13 protein-coding genes and 1 pseudogene are annotated in these 15,834 nt (G+C 66.4%); 8 read left to right on the top strand and 6 right to left on the bottom strand.

Translation table 11 applies throughout. The features are described 5' to 3' along the window. Positions 1 to 29 precede the first annotated feature (29 nt). The gene (locus ABFX54_RS31315) at positions 30 to 326 is read right to left on the bottom strand and encodes a hypothetical protein (RefSeq protein ID WP_346110167.1); all 297 of its coding nucleotides are present in this window, start codon (positions 324 to 326) and stop codon (positions 30 to 32) included. A 772-nt stretch (positions 327 to 1,098) separates the two neighbouring features. On the opposite strand from ABFX54_RS31315, the gene ABFX54_RS31310 reads away from it, so the two are divergent. The 3 genes from ABFX54_RS31310 (at position 1,099) to ABFX54_RS31300 (ending at position 4,162) form a co-directional block, all read left to right on the top strand. Beyond that, positions 1,099 to 1,683, top strand: coding sequence for a chloramphenicol phosphotransferase CPT family protein (locus ABFX54_RS31310; protein ID WP_346110166.1), 585 nt, complete (start codon positions 1,099 to 1,101; stop codon positions 1,681 to 1,683). Positions 1,684 to 2,179: 496 nt separating this feature from the next. Next, positions 2,180 to 3,256, top strand: a complete 1,077-nt coding sequence (locus ABFX54_RS31305; RefSeq protein WP_346110165.1) for an RNA polymerase subunit sigma-70 — start codon at positions 2,180 to 2,182, stop codon at positions 3,254 to 3,256. 408 nt (positions 3,257 to 3,664) lie between these two features. Beyond that, the gene (locus ABFX54_RS31300) at positions 3,665 to 4,162 is read left to right on the top strand and encodes a DUF402 domain-containing protein (RefSeq protein ID WP_346110164.1); all 498 of its coding nucleotides are present in this window, start codon (positions 3,665 to 3,667) and stop codon (positions 4,160 to 4,162) included. Positions 4,163 to 4,237: 75 nt separating this feature from the next. Here the strand turns inward: ABFX54_RS31300 and ABFX54_RS31295 are convergent, their stop codons facing one another. Both ABFX54_RS31295 and ABFX54_RS31290 read right to left on the bottom strand, forming a co-directional pair. Next, positions 4,238 to 4,879 (bottom strand): response regulator, encoded by a 642-nt coding sequence (locus tag ABFX54_RS31295; RefSeq protein ID WP_346110163.1) that lies wholly within the window; start codon positions 4,877 to 4,879, stop codon positions 4,238 to 4,240. Next, entirely contained in the window at positions 4,876 to 6,069 is a 1,194-nt protein-coding gene (locus ABFX54_RS31290; protein WP_346110162.1) for a sensor histidine kinase, read from the bottom strand. Before ABFX54_RS31290 ends, ABFX54_RS31295 begins: the two co-directional genes overlap by 4 nt. 113 nt (positions 6,070 to 6,182) lie before the next feature. Here ABFX54_RS31290 and ABFX54_RS31285 point away from each other — a divergent pair. The 4 genes and pseudogenes from ABFX54_RS31285 to ABFX54_RS31270 all read left to right on the top strand — a co-directional run. Continuing rightward, positions 6,183 to 6,836, top strand: a pseudogene (locus ABFX54_RS31285) (ABC transporter ATP-binding protein); the annotation flags it as partial. 62 nt (positions 6,837 to 6,898) lie between these two features. Beyond that, positions 6,899 to 7,663 carry an ABC transporter permease gene (locus ABFX54_RS31280; protein ID WP_346110161.1) on the top strand — a complete coding sequence of 255 codons (765 nt, stop codon included), beginning with the start codon at positions 6,899 to 6,901 and terminating at the stop codon, positions 7,661 to 7,663. Then, positions 7,660 to 8,244 (top strand): hypothetical protein, encoded by a 585-nt coding sequence (locus ABFX54_RS31275; RefSeq protein WP_346110160.1) that lies wholly within the window; start codon positions 7,660 to 7,662, stop codon positions 8,242 to 8,244. The genes ABFX54_RS31280 and ABFX54_RS31275 overlap by 4 nt, the downstream gene beginning before the upstream one ends. Continuing rightward, entirely contained in the window at positions 8,241 to 9,017 is a 777-nt protein-coding gene (locus ABFX54_RS31270) for an ABC-2 transporter permease (protein WP_346110159.1), read from the top strand. The genes ABFX54_RS31275 and ABFX54_RS31270 overlap by 4 nt, the downstream gene beginning before the upstream one ends. A gap of 335 nt (positions 9,018 to 9,352) precedes the next feature. On the opposite strand, the gene ABFX54_RS31265 is transcribed toward ABFX54_RS31270, so the two are convergent. The 3 genes from ABFX54_RS31265 to ABFX54_RS31255 form a co-directional block, all read right to left on the bottom strand. After that, entirely contained in the window at positions 9,353 to 11,038 is a 1,686-nt protein-coding gene (locus ABFX54_RS31265) for a ribonuclease J (protein WP_346110158.1), read from the bottom strand. Between the two features lie 54 nt (positions 11,039 to 11,092). Next, the gene (gene dapA, locus ABFX54_RS31260; RefSeq protein WP_346110157.1) at positions 11,093 to 12,010 is read right to left on the bottom strand and encodes a 4-hydroxy-tetrahydrodipicolinate synthase; all 918 of its coding nucleotides are present in this window, start codon (positions 12,008 to 12,010) and stop codon (positions 11,093 to 11,095) included. A 704-nt stretch (positions 12,011 to 12,714) separates the two neighbouring features. After that, positions 12,715 to 13,161 carry a GNAT family N-acetyltransferase gene (locus tag ABFX54_RS31255; RefSeq protein ID WP_346110156.1) on the bottom strand — a complete coding sequence of 149 codons (447 nt, stop codon included), beginning with the start codon at positions 13,159 to 13,161 and terminating at the stop codon, positions 12,715 to 12,717. 683 nt (positions 13,162 to 13,844) lie between these two features. On the opposite strand from ABFX54_RS31255, the gene ABFX54_RS31250 reads away from it, so the two are divergent. Beyond that, on the top strand, positions 13,845 to 14,561 hold the full coding sequence (locus ABFX54_RS31250) for a GntR family transcriptional regulator (RefSeq protein WP_346110155.1): 717 nt from the start codon (positions 13,845 to 13,847) through the stop codon (positions 14,559 to 14,561). The last annotated feature ends 1,273 nt before the right edge of the window (positions 14,562 to 15,834 follow it).

Raw genomic sequence — 15,834 nt, 5'->3', positions numbered from 1 at the left:
CAGCATCGCTGACCGCAGCAACCAACCCTTTACTCCTCAACGAACGGCTCGTCGCTCCAACGGAACCACGCCTCACCGTCCCGAACGTGAAGCAGGAACTCCGCCACCGGCCCATGAGGCGCCACCAGCCGCACCGCCCGCGCGATCTCGCCATAGATCGCTTCCCACCGCTCATAGTCCTCGTCAAGGGTGTCGAGCAGCTCCAGCTCCTGTCGAAACAACGGCTCCAGGTCCGGGTACGCAGGCCCGGCAACCAACCGACCACTGAACCACGGCATATCCACGTCCGCGATCGTGATCTCACCGACCAGATCGTCCCCACGCATCAACCGCCACACTTCACCACACGAACTCACCAAAACTCCCGCCCTTCCCTGCTGCGAAATCCTGCAATTCCACACCTATTGGCCCGGGCCCCACCACAGGCCGAAAACCCCGCCCCATCACGTGCCCGGGGAAGGTGCCGACCAGCCCAGCACCGTCGATCACGCCACTGGCCGCGGCCGTGGACGCGCCGGCCAACGCCGGAAAGCGCCAACCCCCACCGCGGACGCGCTGGCCTCCGCGACGAACGCTCTGGCATTGGATGTGCTGGCCTCCGCCGAAGACTCCCCAGCCGATGTAGGTGACACGTCGGCCTCCGCGAGGATGCGCCAGCCTCCGCCGAGCATGAACCAGCCTCCGCGAGGATGCGCCAGCCTCCGCCGAGCATGAACCAGCCTCCGCGAGGATGCACCGGCCTCCGCCGGGAACGCAGCCGATCAGCTCCGACCGCCTCGCCCAACCCGCGCGCCTACAAGCACTAACCTCGGCGCAGCGATGCCTCCGCCCCCACCTCGACATCGAACGCAGCTGAACTCACCAAGACCCCCAACTCATCGCCGGCTGGCTCGGCACCCGCCCCAAAACACCCCGCCGGCTCGCTGCCCAGCTGCATCAGCCATTCCACCCACGGGTCGCCGGACGGCCTCCGCACCGCCCTGAACCACTTTCGCCTCCTTCCTCATCGACAAGCGACAGCACCAACGCCAACGGCAACGGCAACGGCAACGAGGACAACGAGCACCTCTTCAAACCGCCCAGGCCAGAATGAAGCCCATGAGCTTCACGACAGCCCGGACCGGGCAGATTCTCCTCCTCAACGGGACGTCCAGCTCAGGCAAGTCGAGCATCGCCGAGCAACTCCTGCTAGTCCTGGATCGCCCCTTCTTCCACATGCCCGTCGACGCCATCAACGCAATGCGCGCCCGCCGACGCACATTGGAACTGGACCGCGACGAACAGGCCGCCGCACTGGCCCGAACCCGGGCCGGCTTCCACCGCGCAGTCGCAGGCATGGCCCAAGCAGGCAACGACCTCGTCGTCGATTACGTCCTCAGCGAGCAGTGGCGCCTGCTGGACTGCCTCACCGTCTTCAGCGGCCTGGACGTCGTCTTCATCGGCGTCCGCTGCTCGGAACAGGAACTGGCACGCCGGGAAAAGGCACGCGGCGACCGGCACCCCGGACAGGCAGCCGCCCAACTCCAGCAGGTCCACTCCTACGGCGCTTATGACATCGAATGCGACACGACCACAACCAACCCCCGCGACTGTGCCTTGACCATCGAGAAGTCCCTTGACCAACTCCCGACCCCTCGCGCCTTCGACCGCCTAAGAACCGAACTCCTGCGCTCCAGGAATTGAAGCGTCGGGATAGCTCCCGAGCTGCTCGTCTACCTGCAGAAACATGACCCAAAGGCGTACCCCGTGCCTTTGATCCTCTGCAGCGTCTACTACGCCCCGAAGCCCTGAACCCACCGGACCCAAGAACCCGGTCAACTCCCGCGCACCCGAGACCTCACCCGCCATACGCGCTCAACACACACGAGCAACTGCGGCCAGCTCTCAGGAACGAAGCCACTCCACCACGCGGCCTGACCCACTCCCCCCGGAACCTGACCCCACACACCAGCGGAACATCGACCTCCACCTCCGCTCCGGAGGACACGAACCCGCGCGCCACAAGAACCGCGCGTCAGCGGAACATCACTTTCACCCTCACCAGGTCCAGAGCCCTGTCTGACCTGGCCGTAGTCGCACGGCGTGGTAACAGCGATCTCGAGGTATTCAACATCCATCACTGATCACCAAGCCGCCCAACGTCTCGTGATGAGTTGTCGCGCCCACAACCGTCACACCTATGACAGGACACACGAGGCGGAAGGACGACGTGATGAGCGCGGACACACGACCGAGGAAGCCGAACGTAAGCGGTCTGAGCTCGAAAGGTGCGAGCGAAAGCAGCCTGGGCGCAAGGAGCCTGGCCGAGGTCGACGAACCGACGTTCTCCGGGCTGGCGAAGCGACACCGGCGAGAGCTCCACGTCCACTGCTACCGGATGCTCGGGTCGTTCGAGGACGCCGAGGACACCGTACAGGAGACGTTCCTGCGTGCCTGGCGGCGCCGGGAGACCTTCGAGGGGCGGTCGACGTTCCGGGCCTGGCTGTACCGGATCGCCACCAACGCCTGCCTGGACCTGCTCGCCAAGTGCCGTCCTGAGCCTGCGACCGGCGGCGAGGTGCTGTGGCTGCAGCCCTACCCGGACCGGCTGCTCGACGAGCTGCCCGCCGGCGACGCGGACGAACCGGAAACCGTCGCCCTCGCGCGGGAGACGATCGAGCTGGCGTACCTGGTCGCGGTCCAGCACCTCGCACCGCGCCCGCGGGCCGTGCTGATCCTGCGGGACGTACTCGGCTGGCCGGCGAAGGACGTAGCCGAACTCCTCGGGGACTCCGTCAACTCGGTCAACAGCGCGCTGCAACGAGCCCGCGCCGGCATGCGCGAGCACCTGCCCGCCGAACGACAGGACTGGACCGGCGGCGAGGACGACGCCGGAACACGCGAACTGGTGCGTCGCTACACGGACGCCAGCGTGGCAACAGACATCGACAAGCTCGCCGCGCTGCTGCGCGACGACGTCCGCTGCTCGATGCCACCCACTCCGGGCCTGTACGTCGGCCGCGACGCGGTGGTGAACGACTGGATCGAGAGCGGCTTCGAGCACCTGACCCACCTGCGCACCATCCCTACCTCTGTGAACCGCCAGCCCGCCATCGCCTTCTACGAATGGCGCCAGGGAGAAAGCGCCTACCTGCCCCTGACCATCGACGTCCTGCGCATCACCGGCGGAGCCATCACCGAGATCATCACGTTCCACGACGACCAGTTTCCGCACCTCGGACTGCCACAGCGCCTCCCAGCGAACGACCCGAAGTAGTGGATCAGTCCGGGTTTCGTGGAGGCCCTGGTGTGCCCCGACAAAGGACCGGGGTGGGGAGCAAGGGCCAGTTATAACCATCACGAACCGCGCCTGAGCAGCAGTCATGAGACTCGGTCGGCTATCAGTGACCACGCCGGTAGCCGTGGCCGATAGCCGTGGCCGGTAGCCGGTCAGAGTTCCGAAGGACGGCCGCGAAAGATGCGGGCGGCCGTATCCGTCGCCCGAGCGCCCGGCACCACGCTCATCGAGCCACCACCCAGCAGAACCACATCTGCCGGGTGGTCGGCGGTCCAGGGAGCACGGCTTGTGACGCGGAGGTCGGAACGGCTCCCCCGGCACGGCACCCACCCTGATCTCGCGGCGGGGCACCGTGTGTGAGCCCATGCGGCTGGATAAATTCTCCCTATGACTGATGTGCGAATCGTCTTTCGAAAGTACGGCGGCGCATTGCACTGGAACCACCCCGGTCGTGTGCTCGGCGAGGATGAGTACGGCATCTGGGTGGCAGTCCCAGGTGGAACGGTCGCCCGCAAAGGCGACGGCCCACCTGTCACCTGGGAGACAACCGCGATCATGCTGTTCCCCCGAGACGCCTGGTGGACGGCCTCCTTCAACACCCCGCCCCACAAGTCGGAGGTCTACGTCGACGTCACCACCATCCCCGAGTGGAGAGACGACGAAGTCACCATGCTGGACTTGGACCTGGATGTGATCCGTCTGCGAGACGGCCGGCTGATCCTCGACGACGAAGACGAATTCGCCGAACATCAGCTCTTGCTGAACTACCCGACCGATCTGATCACCCAGGCCGAATCAACTGCTCAGTGGCTGCTCGACGCGGTAGGTGAGCGAAGAGGCCCGTTCGGCGGCGCCCATGTGAACTGGCTGTCAAAAGCTGAATAAATCCAAGAAATCACACTTGTTCGGCGCTCATCCCCATAAACATGTTGCTCTTCGAGAGAACGTCCCTTTTCGCAGTCACCCAGCAGCGGAGACCAGACCGCTTTCGTAGGCTGCGATGACAAGCTGGGCCCGATCTCGGGCCTCCACCTTGGCCAGCAGCCGGGTGATGTGGGTCTTCACCGTGGCCAGACTCACCTGCAGATGAGCAGCGATCTCATTGTTCGACAACCCTCGCGCGATCAGCGTCAGCACTTCACGTTCCCGCTCGGTGACCCCGTCCAAGCCCTTGACCCGAGGCACCGCAGGAGTGCGGGTGAACTCCTCGATCAGCCGCCTCGTCACCTTCGGAGCCAGCAACGCCTCTCCGCTCGCCACCACCCGGATAGCCGCAAGCAGATCCACCGGCGGCGTATCCTTCAACAAAAATCCGCTCGCGCCCGCCCGCAGTGCATCATAAACATAAGAGTCAAGATCGAACATCGTCACTACCAGCACCCGGCAGATATCTCGAATTCGACGAGTGGCCTCGATCCCATCCATTTCTGGCATTCGTACGTCCATAAGGACCACATCCGGACGCTCCTCCATCGCGAGAGCCACGGCCTCACTTCCCGTCGCCGCCTCCCCCACGACCTCCAGGTCAGGCTCCGAATCGACCAGCACCCTGAAACTGCCCCTGAGCAGTGCCTGGTCGTCCGCCACGACCACGCGAATCATGCGACCTCCCGGTAGGGCAGTCTCGCGAACACCCGAAATCCCCGTCCGGCAACCGTTCCGGCCTCGAACGCGCCACCGTACAGCGTGACCCGTTCCCGCATCCCGATCAGGCCGTGACCGGCACCGTCAGAGGGCGGGGTGCGCCTCCCCGGGCCGTCATCCACGACCTCGATCCGGATATCCTCGCCGTCCGCGACCACCGACACACGGCAATGCGTGGGCGCGGCGTGCTTGACGACATTGGTGAGCGCCTCCTGCACGATGCGGTAGACCGACAGCCCCACGCCGTCAGGCAGCCGCTCCCACTCCTCTGCTCCCTGCTGCTGGCCGTCGTTCTCCGACAGGCCCAGCTCGAGATCCACCTCGACCCCGGCCAGCCGCGCCTGCCCCACCAACCCGCGAATGCCTGCCGGACCAGGCGCGGGCACCCGCTCGGGCGCCTCCGTCGATCTCAGCACGCCAAGCAGGTGGCGCATCTCGACCAGCGCGCTCCTGCTGGCAGTCTCGATCACCCGCAGCGCGTCGTGCGCCTCCTCCGGCTTGGTCGCCATGACATGGTTGGCGACTCCCGCCTTGACCGCGATCAGCCCCACGCTGTGCGTGACCACGTCGTGCAGCTCGCGAGCGATCCTCAACCGTTCGTCGGCCACCGCCTGCGCCGCCAGCCGCTCCGCGTCGCGGGCCGCGAAGGACCTGCGCTCCTGCACGGCCCGGCCGACGGTCCACGCCGCTCCAAGGGATCCGATGCCGAGCAGCGGCTGGTCAAGGTGCAGCAGCCAGCCGGGCGCCTGATCGCGCGGCGCGCCGGCCATCACCAAGCCCAGCACCGTGACCAGGCTTATCACCCCGATGGCCGTCGTCGGAATCACCGTGCCACGTCTGTCGGACAGGGCGACGACGTAGAGAGCATACGCCGGCGCCAGGTACGCGAAAGCCATGGCGTCGGCCAGCACGGCGAAGACCGCGAGAGCGAGTGTGAGGCAGAAGACGGTCAGCGGCCACAGCCTGCGCAGGGCCAGAGGCAGCCCCAGAGCGAAAGGAAGGGCGATCCGCATCCACGGGGGAATCGCCGTGGCGTGAACCGTCACCGTCAGGGCAACGAACGCGAAGCACAGCGCCGCCACCGCGTCGAGCGTGATCAGCTCGCGACGGCTCCTGCGTCGGGCGAAGAAGGGATGCGTGTCGTCCACGCGTTGAAACGTAGCCGGTGAAGCGGGGCGCGCACGTCAACCCAGGGTTTGACCTTGAGATTCGAACCGTGGTCCGACGCGCCGGCGACCCGCCGTCCCGCATCCTTTACGGCGTGATCGAACTCCAGCACCTCACCAAGCGCTACGGCGCCACACTCGCCGTGGACGATCTGTCCTTCGCGGTCGAGCCCGGCCATGTGACCGGGTTCCTGGGTCCCAACGGCGCAGGCAAATCCACCACGATGCGTCTGATCCTCGGGCTGGACGCGCCGACCTCCGGCCAGGCCCTGGTCAACGGGCACCGATACACCTCTCTCAGCAAGCCGATGCGCGAGGTCGGCGCCCTCCTCGACGCCGGCGCCGTCCATGGCGGGCGCAGCGCCTACAACCATCTGCTGTGCCTGGCGCGCACCAACGACATCGGTCCGAAGCGGGTGACGGAGGTGCTGGAGCAGGTCGGGCTCGCGGACGTGGCCCGTAAACGGGTGGGTGGGTTCTCCCTCGGCATGAAACAGCGCCTCGGCATCGCGGTCGCGTTACTCGGCGATCCAGGGACGTTGATGTTCGACGAACCGGTCAACGGCCTCGATCCCGACGGCGTGCGCTGGATCCGCGACCTGATGCGCGCGCTGGCCGCCGAGGGCAGGACGATCCTGCTCTCCAGCCATCTCATGAGCGAGATGGCACTCACCGCGGAGCGCATCGTCATCGTCGGCCGCGGCAAACTCATCGTCGAGGCCACGGTCGCCGACCTGACGACGCGCTACCCCTCGCTCGAAGACGCCTACATGGCTTTGACCTCCGGCAGCGTTCAATTCGGGGCGGCCCGATGAAGGCAGTTCTCTCGTCCGAATGGGTCAAGCTCCGCTCGGTGACCTCGACCTTCCACACGGTCGGCGCCGCCGCCGCGATGGTGGTCCTCGGCATCGCCTGGACCGTCTATGTGAGCGCCCTCGCCGACGAAAGGGGAATGCTCCGTGCCGCCGCTCCGGAGGAGGGCTTCCTGCCGCTCGTCCAGCTGAGCCTCGCGGTGCTCGGCGTGCTCACGATCACTTCCGAACACGCCACCGGCATGATCCGCACCAGTCTCGTCACCGTCCCGCGACGCAGCACCCTGTTCCTGGCCAAGACCGGCATCGTCGCTCTGGCCACGTTCGCGACCGCCACATCGATTCTCCTGCTGACCTACGTGACGAGCCGCCTCATCGCCGGCGAACGCCAACTCGGCTTCAACGAGTCCGCCTTCACCGACGACCTGCCCGCCCTCTTCGCCTCCGCCCTGTCGGTGACCGCACTGGCGCTGGTAGGGCTCGGCCTCGGCGCCGCCATGCGATCCACGGCGGGGGCGCTCGTGTCGGTCGTCTCCTTACTGTTCGTGCTGCCCGGAGCGGTCAACTACCTGCCAGCACCGTGGAACACGCGCATCGCCACACTTCTCCTACCGAATCTCGTCCCGCAGATAGCAAGCGAGCGCATGTCGTCCCGTCTCGGCGACGGTTTCCTACCGCCTTGGGCCGCACTGGCTCTGCTCTTCGCCTATCCCCTCGTCACCCTCACCATCGGCTATTACGCACTCAAGCGGAAAGACGCATGACCATCCGCACACTTGCCACCGAACACGGCCGCGAACGCCACGAGCCATCGTTCGCCCACCCCGGCAGCCCTACCGCATCGGCCAGCAGCTCTCGCCTGCTGCGAACAGTCGTCCCCACAGCCTGTACGCAACTCGGACGCGTGCTTCCACCCCGCCTGACGAGTCCGCCAAGCGCCAACTCGGCCAACGACGCAGTCTCCGATACGGGAGCCGTCACACGCCCGTTCACGCCCCGACCGAGCACCGACGCCCAACCGCTCTCCTCAGTCCACCTGAACATCATCCGCAGCGGCACCAACACCTACAGCAACAGCACCGACCGAAGCCCTCACACCGACGCAAGCACCTCCGCCGGCACCGACACCGACACCGACACCGACATTGCCACCGACACCGACATTGCCACCCGAATCGGGATAGCCACCCGAACCGGCACTGGCAATAGCAGCGGCAGCGGCAGCGGCAGCGGCAGCGGCAGCGGCAGCGGCAGCGGCAGCGGCAAATCTAACTTCGACCGGCCCGAGAACACCCCCACCACCAACACGAAGAACCATCACGATTGCCGACGGAGGAGCGTATGAGCGTTCTCGCTTCCGAGTGGGTGAAGATCCGCTCGCTCCGCTCGACCTACCTGGTTCTGGGGCTCGCGCTCAGCGGCATTCTCATAGGTCTGGCACTCGCCGTGATGGCCGCCGGCATGTACGACACGGCGTCCGCCGCCCAGCGATCCCGCGCCAGGATCGCGGACCTGGAAGAGGTGCTCGTCATGGTGCCCCAGCTCTGCATGGGCATCCTGGGCGCACTCACCATCACCTCCGAATACACGACCGGCTTGATCAGGACCAGCCTGACCCTGGTCCCGCGCCGATGGCCGGTCCTCGCCGCCAAGTCCGTCATCGTCGGCGCGCTGGGTCTGATCGTCGGCACTCTGACGGTCTTCGGCACCTACTTCCTGGCTCGGGAGGTGCTGGGCGACCGTTTCGCGGGCGCGTACACCGCTCCCTTCCAAGACCGCCTGCCGCTTCTGCTCGCGCTCAGCCTCACGGTGCCGGTGCTCGCGCTGCTCGGGACGGCCTTCGGTGCCCTGCTTCGCTCAGCCGCAGGTGCGATAGCCCTCTTGGTGGGGCTCGTCTACGTAATCCCCATGATCATCGGCAAGATCCCCGAGCCGTGGAGTGAGCGCCTCGGATCACTGATGATCGGCGCGCTGCCCCGGGAGATCACCGGTGACACCATCACCACCTCGGTGTACGGCTCTCTCCTGTCCCCCATCGCCGCCGCCCTGGTCATGGTCGCGTACGCGATCCTCCCCTTGATCGCCGCCACGTGGCTGGTGCGCCGAAGGGACGCCTGACCATGCAACTCTCCGGGCTCCTGCCCCGCTCCGATCACTCCGGCACGGCGGATCGAGCCCTCACACGCCACAAGCCCGAAGAGTCGGCTTTCATCCGGAAGTGGCACCTCGCCGGACGACGGGGCGACGAGCTCGCCGCACATCGCCGGCCTGGGCGAACCAGGCCGAGCGGGTGGAGAAAGTACGCCGCCCTGTGGAACCTCATCATCCGGACGCCGCCGCATCGCCTGCTCCAGGCACGACCCACAACGGCCGCGGGCCCGCCCGAGCCGGATGACGACCTCGTACGCCCGCAGGTACGGCAGGCAGGGACACCTGCCGTACCCTCACCCGGCTCAGACTTCGAGCACCACGGGGATGATCATGGGCCTGCGGCGATAGGTGTCGCTGACCCAGCGGCCCACCGTGCGACGTACGACCCGGCGGATCTCCTGCATGTCGACCACACCATCCGCGGCCTTCTCCTCGAGGGCCCTTTGGATCTGCGGAATGAACTCGTCGAACTGCATCGGATCGATGCCCGACCCTCGCGCGTGGATCTCAGGGCCGGCGGTGAGCTTGCCCGTGTTGGAGTCCACGACCACGACGACGGAGATGAATCCTTCGTCGCCCAGGATCCGGCGGTCCTTCAGCGAGGTGTCGGTGATCTCACCCACGGACGAGCCGTCCACGTAGACGTATCCGGCGTGAACCGCGCCCACGATCTTGGCGCGTCCGTCGACCAGGTCGACCACGACGCCGTCCTCGGCGATGACGATGTGATCCTCGGGCACGCCGGTGAGGGCCGCCAGCTTGGCGTGGGCGCGCAGATGGCGCCACTCACCGTGCACCGGCATGAAGTTCGACGGACGGGTCAGGTTGAGCACGTACAGGAGCTCGCCCGCGGCCGCGTGGCCGGAGACGTGCACCTTGGCGTTGCCCTTGTGCACCACCCGGGCGCCCCACCTGGTCAGCCCATTGATGACCTTGTTGACCGCCGTCTCGTTCCCGGGCACCAGCGACGACGCCAGCAGCACGGTGTCGCCTTCGGCGATGCGGATCGGATGGTCGCGGTTGGCCATCCTGGACAGCGCTGCCATCGGCTCGCCCTGGGATCCGGTGCAGATGAGCACCACGTCCTTGGGCGGCCACTCCTCGATGTCGCGCGAGTCGACGATCAGGTCCGGCGGCACCTTGAGATAGCCGAGGTCGCGGGCCACGCCCATGTTGCGCACCATCGACCGGCCGACCAGGGCCACCTTGCGGCGGTGCTTGGCGGCGGCGTCCATCACCTGCTGGATGCGGTGTACGTGCGACGCGAAGCTGGCCACGATGACCCGCTGCTCGGACGTCCGGATCACCTCGTCGATGACCGGCCCGATCTCACGCTCGCTGGTGACGAATCCCGGCACCTCGGCGTTGGTGGAGTCGGACATCAACAGGTCGACGCCCTCGGTGCCGAGCCTGGCGAAACCGCCGAGGTCGGTGAGGCGGCCGTCGCTGGGCAACTGGTCCATGCGGAAGTCGCCGGTGTGCAGGACGATGCCTGCGGGGGTCCTGATGGCGACGGCCAGCGCGTCGGGGATCGAATGGTTGACCGCGAGGAACTCGCAGTCGAACGGCCCGAACGTGTGCCGCTCGCCCTCGACGACCTCGACCTTGGTCGGCTGGATCCTGTGTTCGGTCAGCTTGGCCTCGATCAGGGCAAGCGTGAGTCTGGAGCCGATGAGCGGGATATTGCGTCGCTCTCGCAGGAGGTACGGCACCGCCCCGATATGGTCCTCGTGAGCGTGCGTCAGCACCACGGCTTCGACGTCGTCGAGCCGATCCCTGATGTACTCGAAGTCGGGCAGGATCAGATCGACACCCGGCTGGTCGGGCTCGGGGAACAGCACCCCGCAGTCAACGACCAGCAGGCGACCGTCATATTCGAAGACGGCCATGTTTCTGCCGATTTCCCCCAACCCACCGAGCGCAACGATGCGCAAGCCGCCTTCGGGCAGCATCGGCGGGGGGCCAAGCTCAGGATGCGGATGGCTCATGCCTGGCCCCCACGGTCAGATCTTGTTCTCAAAACTCCCGGTTCCTCCCCGTTCCTATGCGTCTGTCAACTTCACCCCGCCGGCTACCAGGCAAGCACGCAGCTCGGCGATTTGCTTCTCTGTCGCGTCCACGAGCGGCAGGCGTACCGGACCGGCCGGTACCCCCACCATGCTCAGTGCCGCCTTTGCCATGATCGCGCCGCCGGCGCGCAGCATGATCCCGTCCACCACGGGCGCCACCTGGCCGTGTATGGCCATCGCCTGCTCGACGTCCCCGTTCTTGTGCAGGTGGATCATGCGCGCCAGTTCGGCGCCCACCACGTGCCCGACGACGCTGACGAACCCGGCCGCGCCGAGGGACAGCCAGGCCAGGTTGAGCAGGTCGTCGCCGGAGTAGAAGGCGAGATCGGTCGAGCTCATCACCTGGCTCGCGGCGAAGAGGTCGCCCTTGGCGTCCTTCACGGCCACGATACGGTCGTGCTGCGCCAGCCGGATCAAGGTCTCGGTCTTGATCGGTACGCCGCTACGACCGGGAATGTCGTACAGCATCGCCGGCAGGTCGGTCGCGTCGGCGACGGCGGTGAAATGCCGGTACAGCCCTTCTTGTGGAGGCTTGTTGTAGTAAGGCGTCACCACCAGCAGACCGTGCGCGCCGGCGCGGGCTGCCTGCTTCGCGAGTTCGACGCTGTGGCGAGTGTCGTTGGTGCCGGCTCCCGCCACCACGGTCGCGCGATCACCTACCGCCTCGAGGACGGCGCCGACGATGCGCTGCTTTTCCTCATCCGAGGTGGTGGGCGACTCACCGGTCGTCCCGTTGACGATCAAGCCGTCGTTGCGCTGCTCATCCACCAGATAAGCGGCAAGACGTCGCACAGCCACATAATCGACCTCGCCGTCGGAGGTGAACGGCGTGACCATCGCGGTCAGCATACGGCCGAAGGGCGCGTCAGTGGTTCCAGTTGGCGATGCCATAGTGCGAACGCTACCTGGATTCAGAAAACCATTGGACGTCGCCACCCCGCTTTGCCTGCCTGGAGCCGCCTTTTGCCCCCTTTCGCCGGACGTTGCCGCCCAGCACCTCAACGGTAAGCGATGAAACCGACTCCCCCGACCGTCGCCGATGAGCCAGGCGACGCGGATTCGGCAGCGTATCGGAGGCGATCGTGAGTCCGGAGAAGAGTGTGCTCGAGGACCAGGGTCGCTTGATCGTCCGCCCACCGTGGCCATCCCCGTCTCGGGGACGCATTCTCGCCGTTCAAGGACAGGGTGCCCTGGAGGCGCGGCACGGATGGCAGCACGCGGGAATCGTCGATCCAGCAGCGGGCCGAGACGCCGTCGACGTTGCCGCCCGAAAGCCATTGACGTCCGCCACCGGCCAAAGTGCCCCCATCTACGAAGTCTCGGCGTCACGAACCGGCACGCCCACCGGGCCGACCGCACCGCTGAAGCACCGACATCTCAGCCCATTACGACCGTGGCATCGCGCTTCGCAAGATCCCAGGCCCGACAACTCATGAGCCGGTAAGTGCCTCGAACCCCCGGCCGGGCACGACGCTCAGCTACGAAAGTGTCACCGCTAGAGGCACGTACCGGAGCCACATCTTGACCGGCCAGGACAGTTTCACGGAGCTCGATGGCCCATGAGCGATTTCCTCCGACAGCCACCGCTTGGCCGCCTACGACGACAGTTCGATCTGATAGCGGATGAAACCCCGGTTCTCGGCGACCTTGTCGTACAAGTGCCGTGCCGTGCTGTTCGACTCGTGCGTGTTCCAGTACACCCGCGAGCAGCCGCGGCCCCGAGCCCAATCCGCCACGGCCTCGATCAGGGCGCGGCCCACACCCTTGCCGCGGGCATCTGGAGCGGTGAACAGGTCTTGCAGGTAGCAGACTTCCGTACCGGGTGCCGAGGTGTTCCCATGGGTCAGGAAGTGTGTGATGCCGACCAACCGCCCGTCGATCCTCGCCCCGAGCGCGTGCAGCGTGGCATCGGCCCGGAACTCATGCCACGCCCGGTCGTACATCTCATCCGGCTCGACCCGCCCGTAGAAGGCGATGTACGAACGGAACAAGCCTTCCCACACGTTCCGGTCAGACGGGAGAAGCCTGCCGATGTCGAGCATGATGCACCTCTCGGGTGTTTGACGTCGTTGGAGCACGGTCGCACGCGAACCCTGCGGGAGGGAGCTTCACAGGTAGGCCGGAAACGCCTTCGAGCTCGCAACTTAGGAGGAATGCCGCCTCTCGTGTACGGCCACTCAACGGCGGTACCCGAGGACCACTTGTGCTCCATGCCCAGCGACCCACCTCAGACGGCAGGCGGCTCAGCGCACCCGGCCTTTCACGAGCTCACGAGACGCAGACCGAGCGCTCCGCGTTCACGAAGCGTGAGGACCGCGACTGAAGATGGCAGCGATCTGCCCGAGCGACAACCAATTGCGCAGACTGGACGGGATCCGGTCCGCGGGGGCCTGGACCGGCATGGGGTGGCGAGGCCGCCGAACCGGCGTTCGCGCGCCTCGTTCCCGAGCCTCGAAAAGCTGGACCGACCAGGGGTTCTGCACCCGGCAGGTAGAACCACGTCCCGAGGCGGACATGGAAGAGGTCGCCGATATGTGCTCGGGGGTACACACATCGACGACCTCTATCGGAGAATCGGCACCCCTTACATCGGCGTTACAGGGTTTCTCCGATAATTTTCCACCATCGCAAAGTTGGGGCTCCAGCAGTCATCGATGACGGTCGGTTACCTGTCGAATACGGCAACATGGGGCAACGCCTCACACGAACCCCCAGGGATGCACTAGTGGCCACCTCAGATCCGGTCTACCTGCGTGTCGTCGAAGACATCCGGCGACAGATCACCGACGGCACCCTTCCCCCCGGCGCGCCTATTCCTTCGCGGGCGCAGCTGACCCGTAAATACCAGGTCGGCGAGACCGCCGCCCGTCACGCGCTACGTGTGCTCGCGGGCGAAGGCCTCATCATCGGCCGAGTGGGATCGGGCCATTACGTCAGAGAACGCCCCGATCTCACCCCGCTCTACCGATGGCGTTTTCTTGATCATCCCGCCCCGTTCGCCGCCGACCTGCAGTCCCAGGGCCGGCGCGTGACCTGGGACTGGCACAGCGAGCCGGCCGAAGCGGGCCCCGACATCGCCAGGCGGCTCCGCCTGCCCGAGTCGGCCACGCTGACCAGAACGCACTACGTCTTCCGCGGGGACGGCAAACCACTCCAACTGGCCACGTCCTACGAGCTGCGGGAGTTCGCCGCCCATTCGGACGAGGAGCGGCGGAGCCTGGTCGCGCGGATGTACGGGCACGGGATAAAGATCACCGAGATCGTCGAAAGCGTGCATACCCGCATTCCTCGCCCGGCGGAGAGCGATGCGCTCGATCTGGCGGCGGGCGTGCATGTCTTGCATGTCGAACGTACGCACTGGGCGGGTGACCGTCCGGTGGAGACCAGCGACATCGTGATTCCCGGCGATCGCTTCCGGGTGATGTACAGCATGCCTGTTTAGGGCGGGAAGCTCCGGGCGAGTGGCCCCGTCTCGCCCGGAGCTTCCGTACTGGCGAGGTGTCTGAGCCGGCGGCGGGCCGTACGCTGAACGCCGGGGCGATTCGGCGGGGCTTGCACCGCCTTGGACCTGTGTACGTGTGCGGAGATGTGCGGCCTGGGCGCGACTCGACTGAGGATCAAGAGTTCTGTCGACCGGACCCGATCACGGCAGGGCGGTGGATCAGGCTCGGGACGTGTCACCCGAAGACCGGCCGTACGCCGCTCACTACGAAATTCGTGCGACTGGATCGTCCCTGGGCCAGGCCCGGGCCGGGTGTCCACTCGGTGATCCGGCGGAACCGGTCCTCGGAGCGGCGTCGACACCGTGGCCGGTACGAGCGTCGACCGACGGCCACCACGTCGCGCAGAACGGCTTCCCTCTGACGCTTTCGCTCCCGCGTCTACTCCGTCGGCTGCCCGGGCGCGGAAGTCGGCAGGTGACTTCCCACCGAAAAGAACAATTTCCTGCGTACGTTTCTGTTCAGCCAGGTTACACACGCGAATAACCTTCATTCGCAACTCGGCTGGGCGTCTTCAAATCCGCATTTCCCGTACATTGCGCGAATCAATGATACATGGGACACCAGCCACCTCCGCCCAGCACTCGGAGAAGCGAAAAGCAGTACCCCGCCGCCGGTTACGGATTACTCTTCTTTCGGGCAGGGGCGCCATGCAGAGATCCACCCCCTTCAATTGGCCGCTCCTGCCTCCATTCGTTCACGTGTCCTGAATTCGCTGCCGCCTCTGGTCCTTCAGAGCGGCTATCCGACCACGAGCGTCTGGGCGTTTCCCGCGAACAGCAACCCCGCCACCCACCCGCTTGTCTGGATACTTCCGATATCCACGAGTCGGATGTCGTCCCTCTGAAGCGCGACTCGCTCGAAGCCGTGCAGTGCCCCGACTCAGCCTCGTTCACCCAGGTAAACGGCGCTCAGGAAGATCGTTGACTTCCACTCGGCGAGACGCGGCCACCACTGCCGCCTCCGCCCACTTCATCAGGGGCCGACCACCGCAGGCCGGACCGCGGCCACGTAGCCGCAGGCCGAGGCCACGGCCGCGCCGACGCACGCCGGGCCATGACATGCGGCCACGCGCCGGACCGTGACCTTGTCGCCACCTACCGGCCCCCACCGCGCCGCCATACACCCGGCCATGACCGTATCGACGCCGGACAGCACCACCGGGCCGCCTGTCGGTCGCGCGGCGCATACCGCCCAGCTAGTTCCGCACCTAGA

Source organism: Nonomuraea maheshkhaliensis (genome assembly GCF_039529435.1).
GTDB classification, from domain to species: domain Bacteria; phylum Actinomycetota; class Actinomycetes; order Streptosporangiales; family Streptosporangiaceae; genus Nonomuraea; species Nonomuraea maheshkhaliensis.
The sequence above is the reverse complement of the archived record's forward strand: the minus strand, read 5'-3'. Positions and strand labels throughout refer to the sequence as shown.

Excerpts from the sequence above, each read along its gene's own strand:
- ABFX54_RS31315 (WP_346110167.1), bottom strand. The coding sequence starts at position 326 with ATGCGTGGGGACGATCTGGTCGGTGAGATCACGATCGCGGACGTGGAT.
- ABFX54_RS31310 (WP_346110166.1), top strand. The coding sequence starts at position 1,099 with ATGAGCTTCACGACAGCCCGGACCGGGCAGATTCTCCTCCTCAACGGG.
- ABFX54_RS31305 (WP_346110165.1), top strand. The coding sequence starts at position 2,180 with ATGACAGGACACACGAGGCGGAAGGACGACGTGATGAGCGCGGACACA.
- ABFX54_RS31300 (WP_346110164.1), top strand. The coding sequence starts at position 3,665 with ATGACTGATGTGCGAATCGTCTTTCGAAAGTACGGCGGCGCATTGCAC.
- ABFX54_RS31295 (WP_346110163.1), bottom strand. The coding sequence starts at position 4,879 with ATGATTCGCGTGGTCGTGGCGGACGACCAGGCACTGCTCAGGGGCAGT.
- ABFX54_RS31280 (WP_346110161.1), top strand. The coding sequence starts at position 6,899 with ATGAAGGCAGTTCTCTCGTCCGAATGGGTCAAGCTCCGCTCGGTGACC.
- ABFX54_RS31275 (WP_346110160.1), top strand. The coding sequence starts at position 7,660 with ATGACCATCCGCACACTTGCCACCGAACACGGCCGCGAACGCCACGAG.
- ABFX54_RS31270 (WP_346110159.1), top strand. The coding sequence starts at position 8,241 with ATGAGCGTTCTCGCTTCCGAGTGGGTGAAGATCCGCTCGCTCCGCTCG.
- ABFX54_RS31265 (WP_346110158.1), bottom strand. The coding sequence starts at position 11,038 with ATGAGCCATCCGCATCCTGAGCTTGGCCCCCCGCCGATGCTGCCCGAA.
- dapA (WP_346110157.1), bottom strand. The coding sequence starts at position 12,010 with ATGGCATCGCCAACTGGAACCACTGACGCGCCCTTCGGCCGTATGCTG.
- ABFX54_RS31255 (WP_346110156.1), bottom strand. The coding sequence starts at position 13,161 with ATGCTCGACATCGGCAGGCTTCTCCCGTCTGACCGGAACGTGTGGGAA.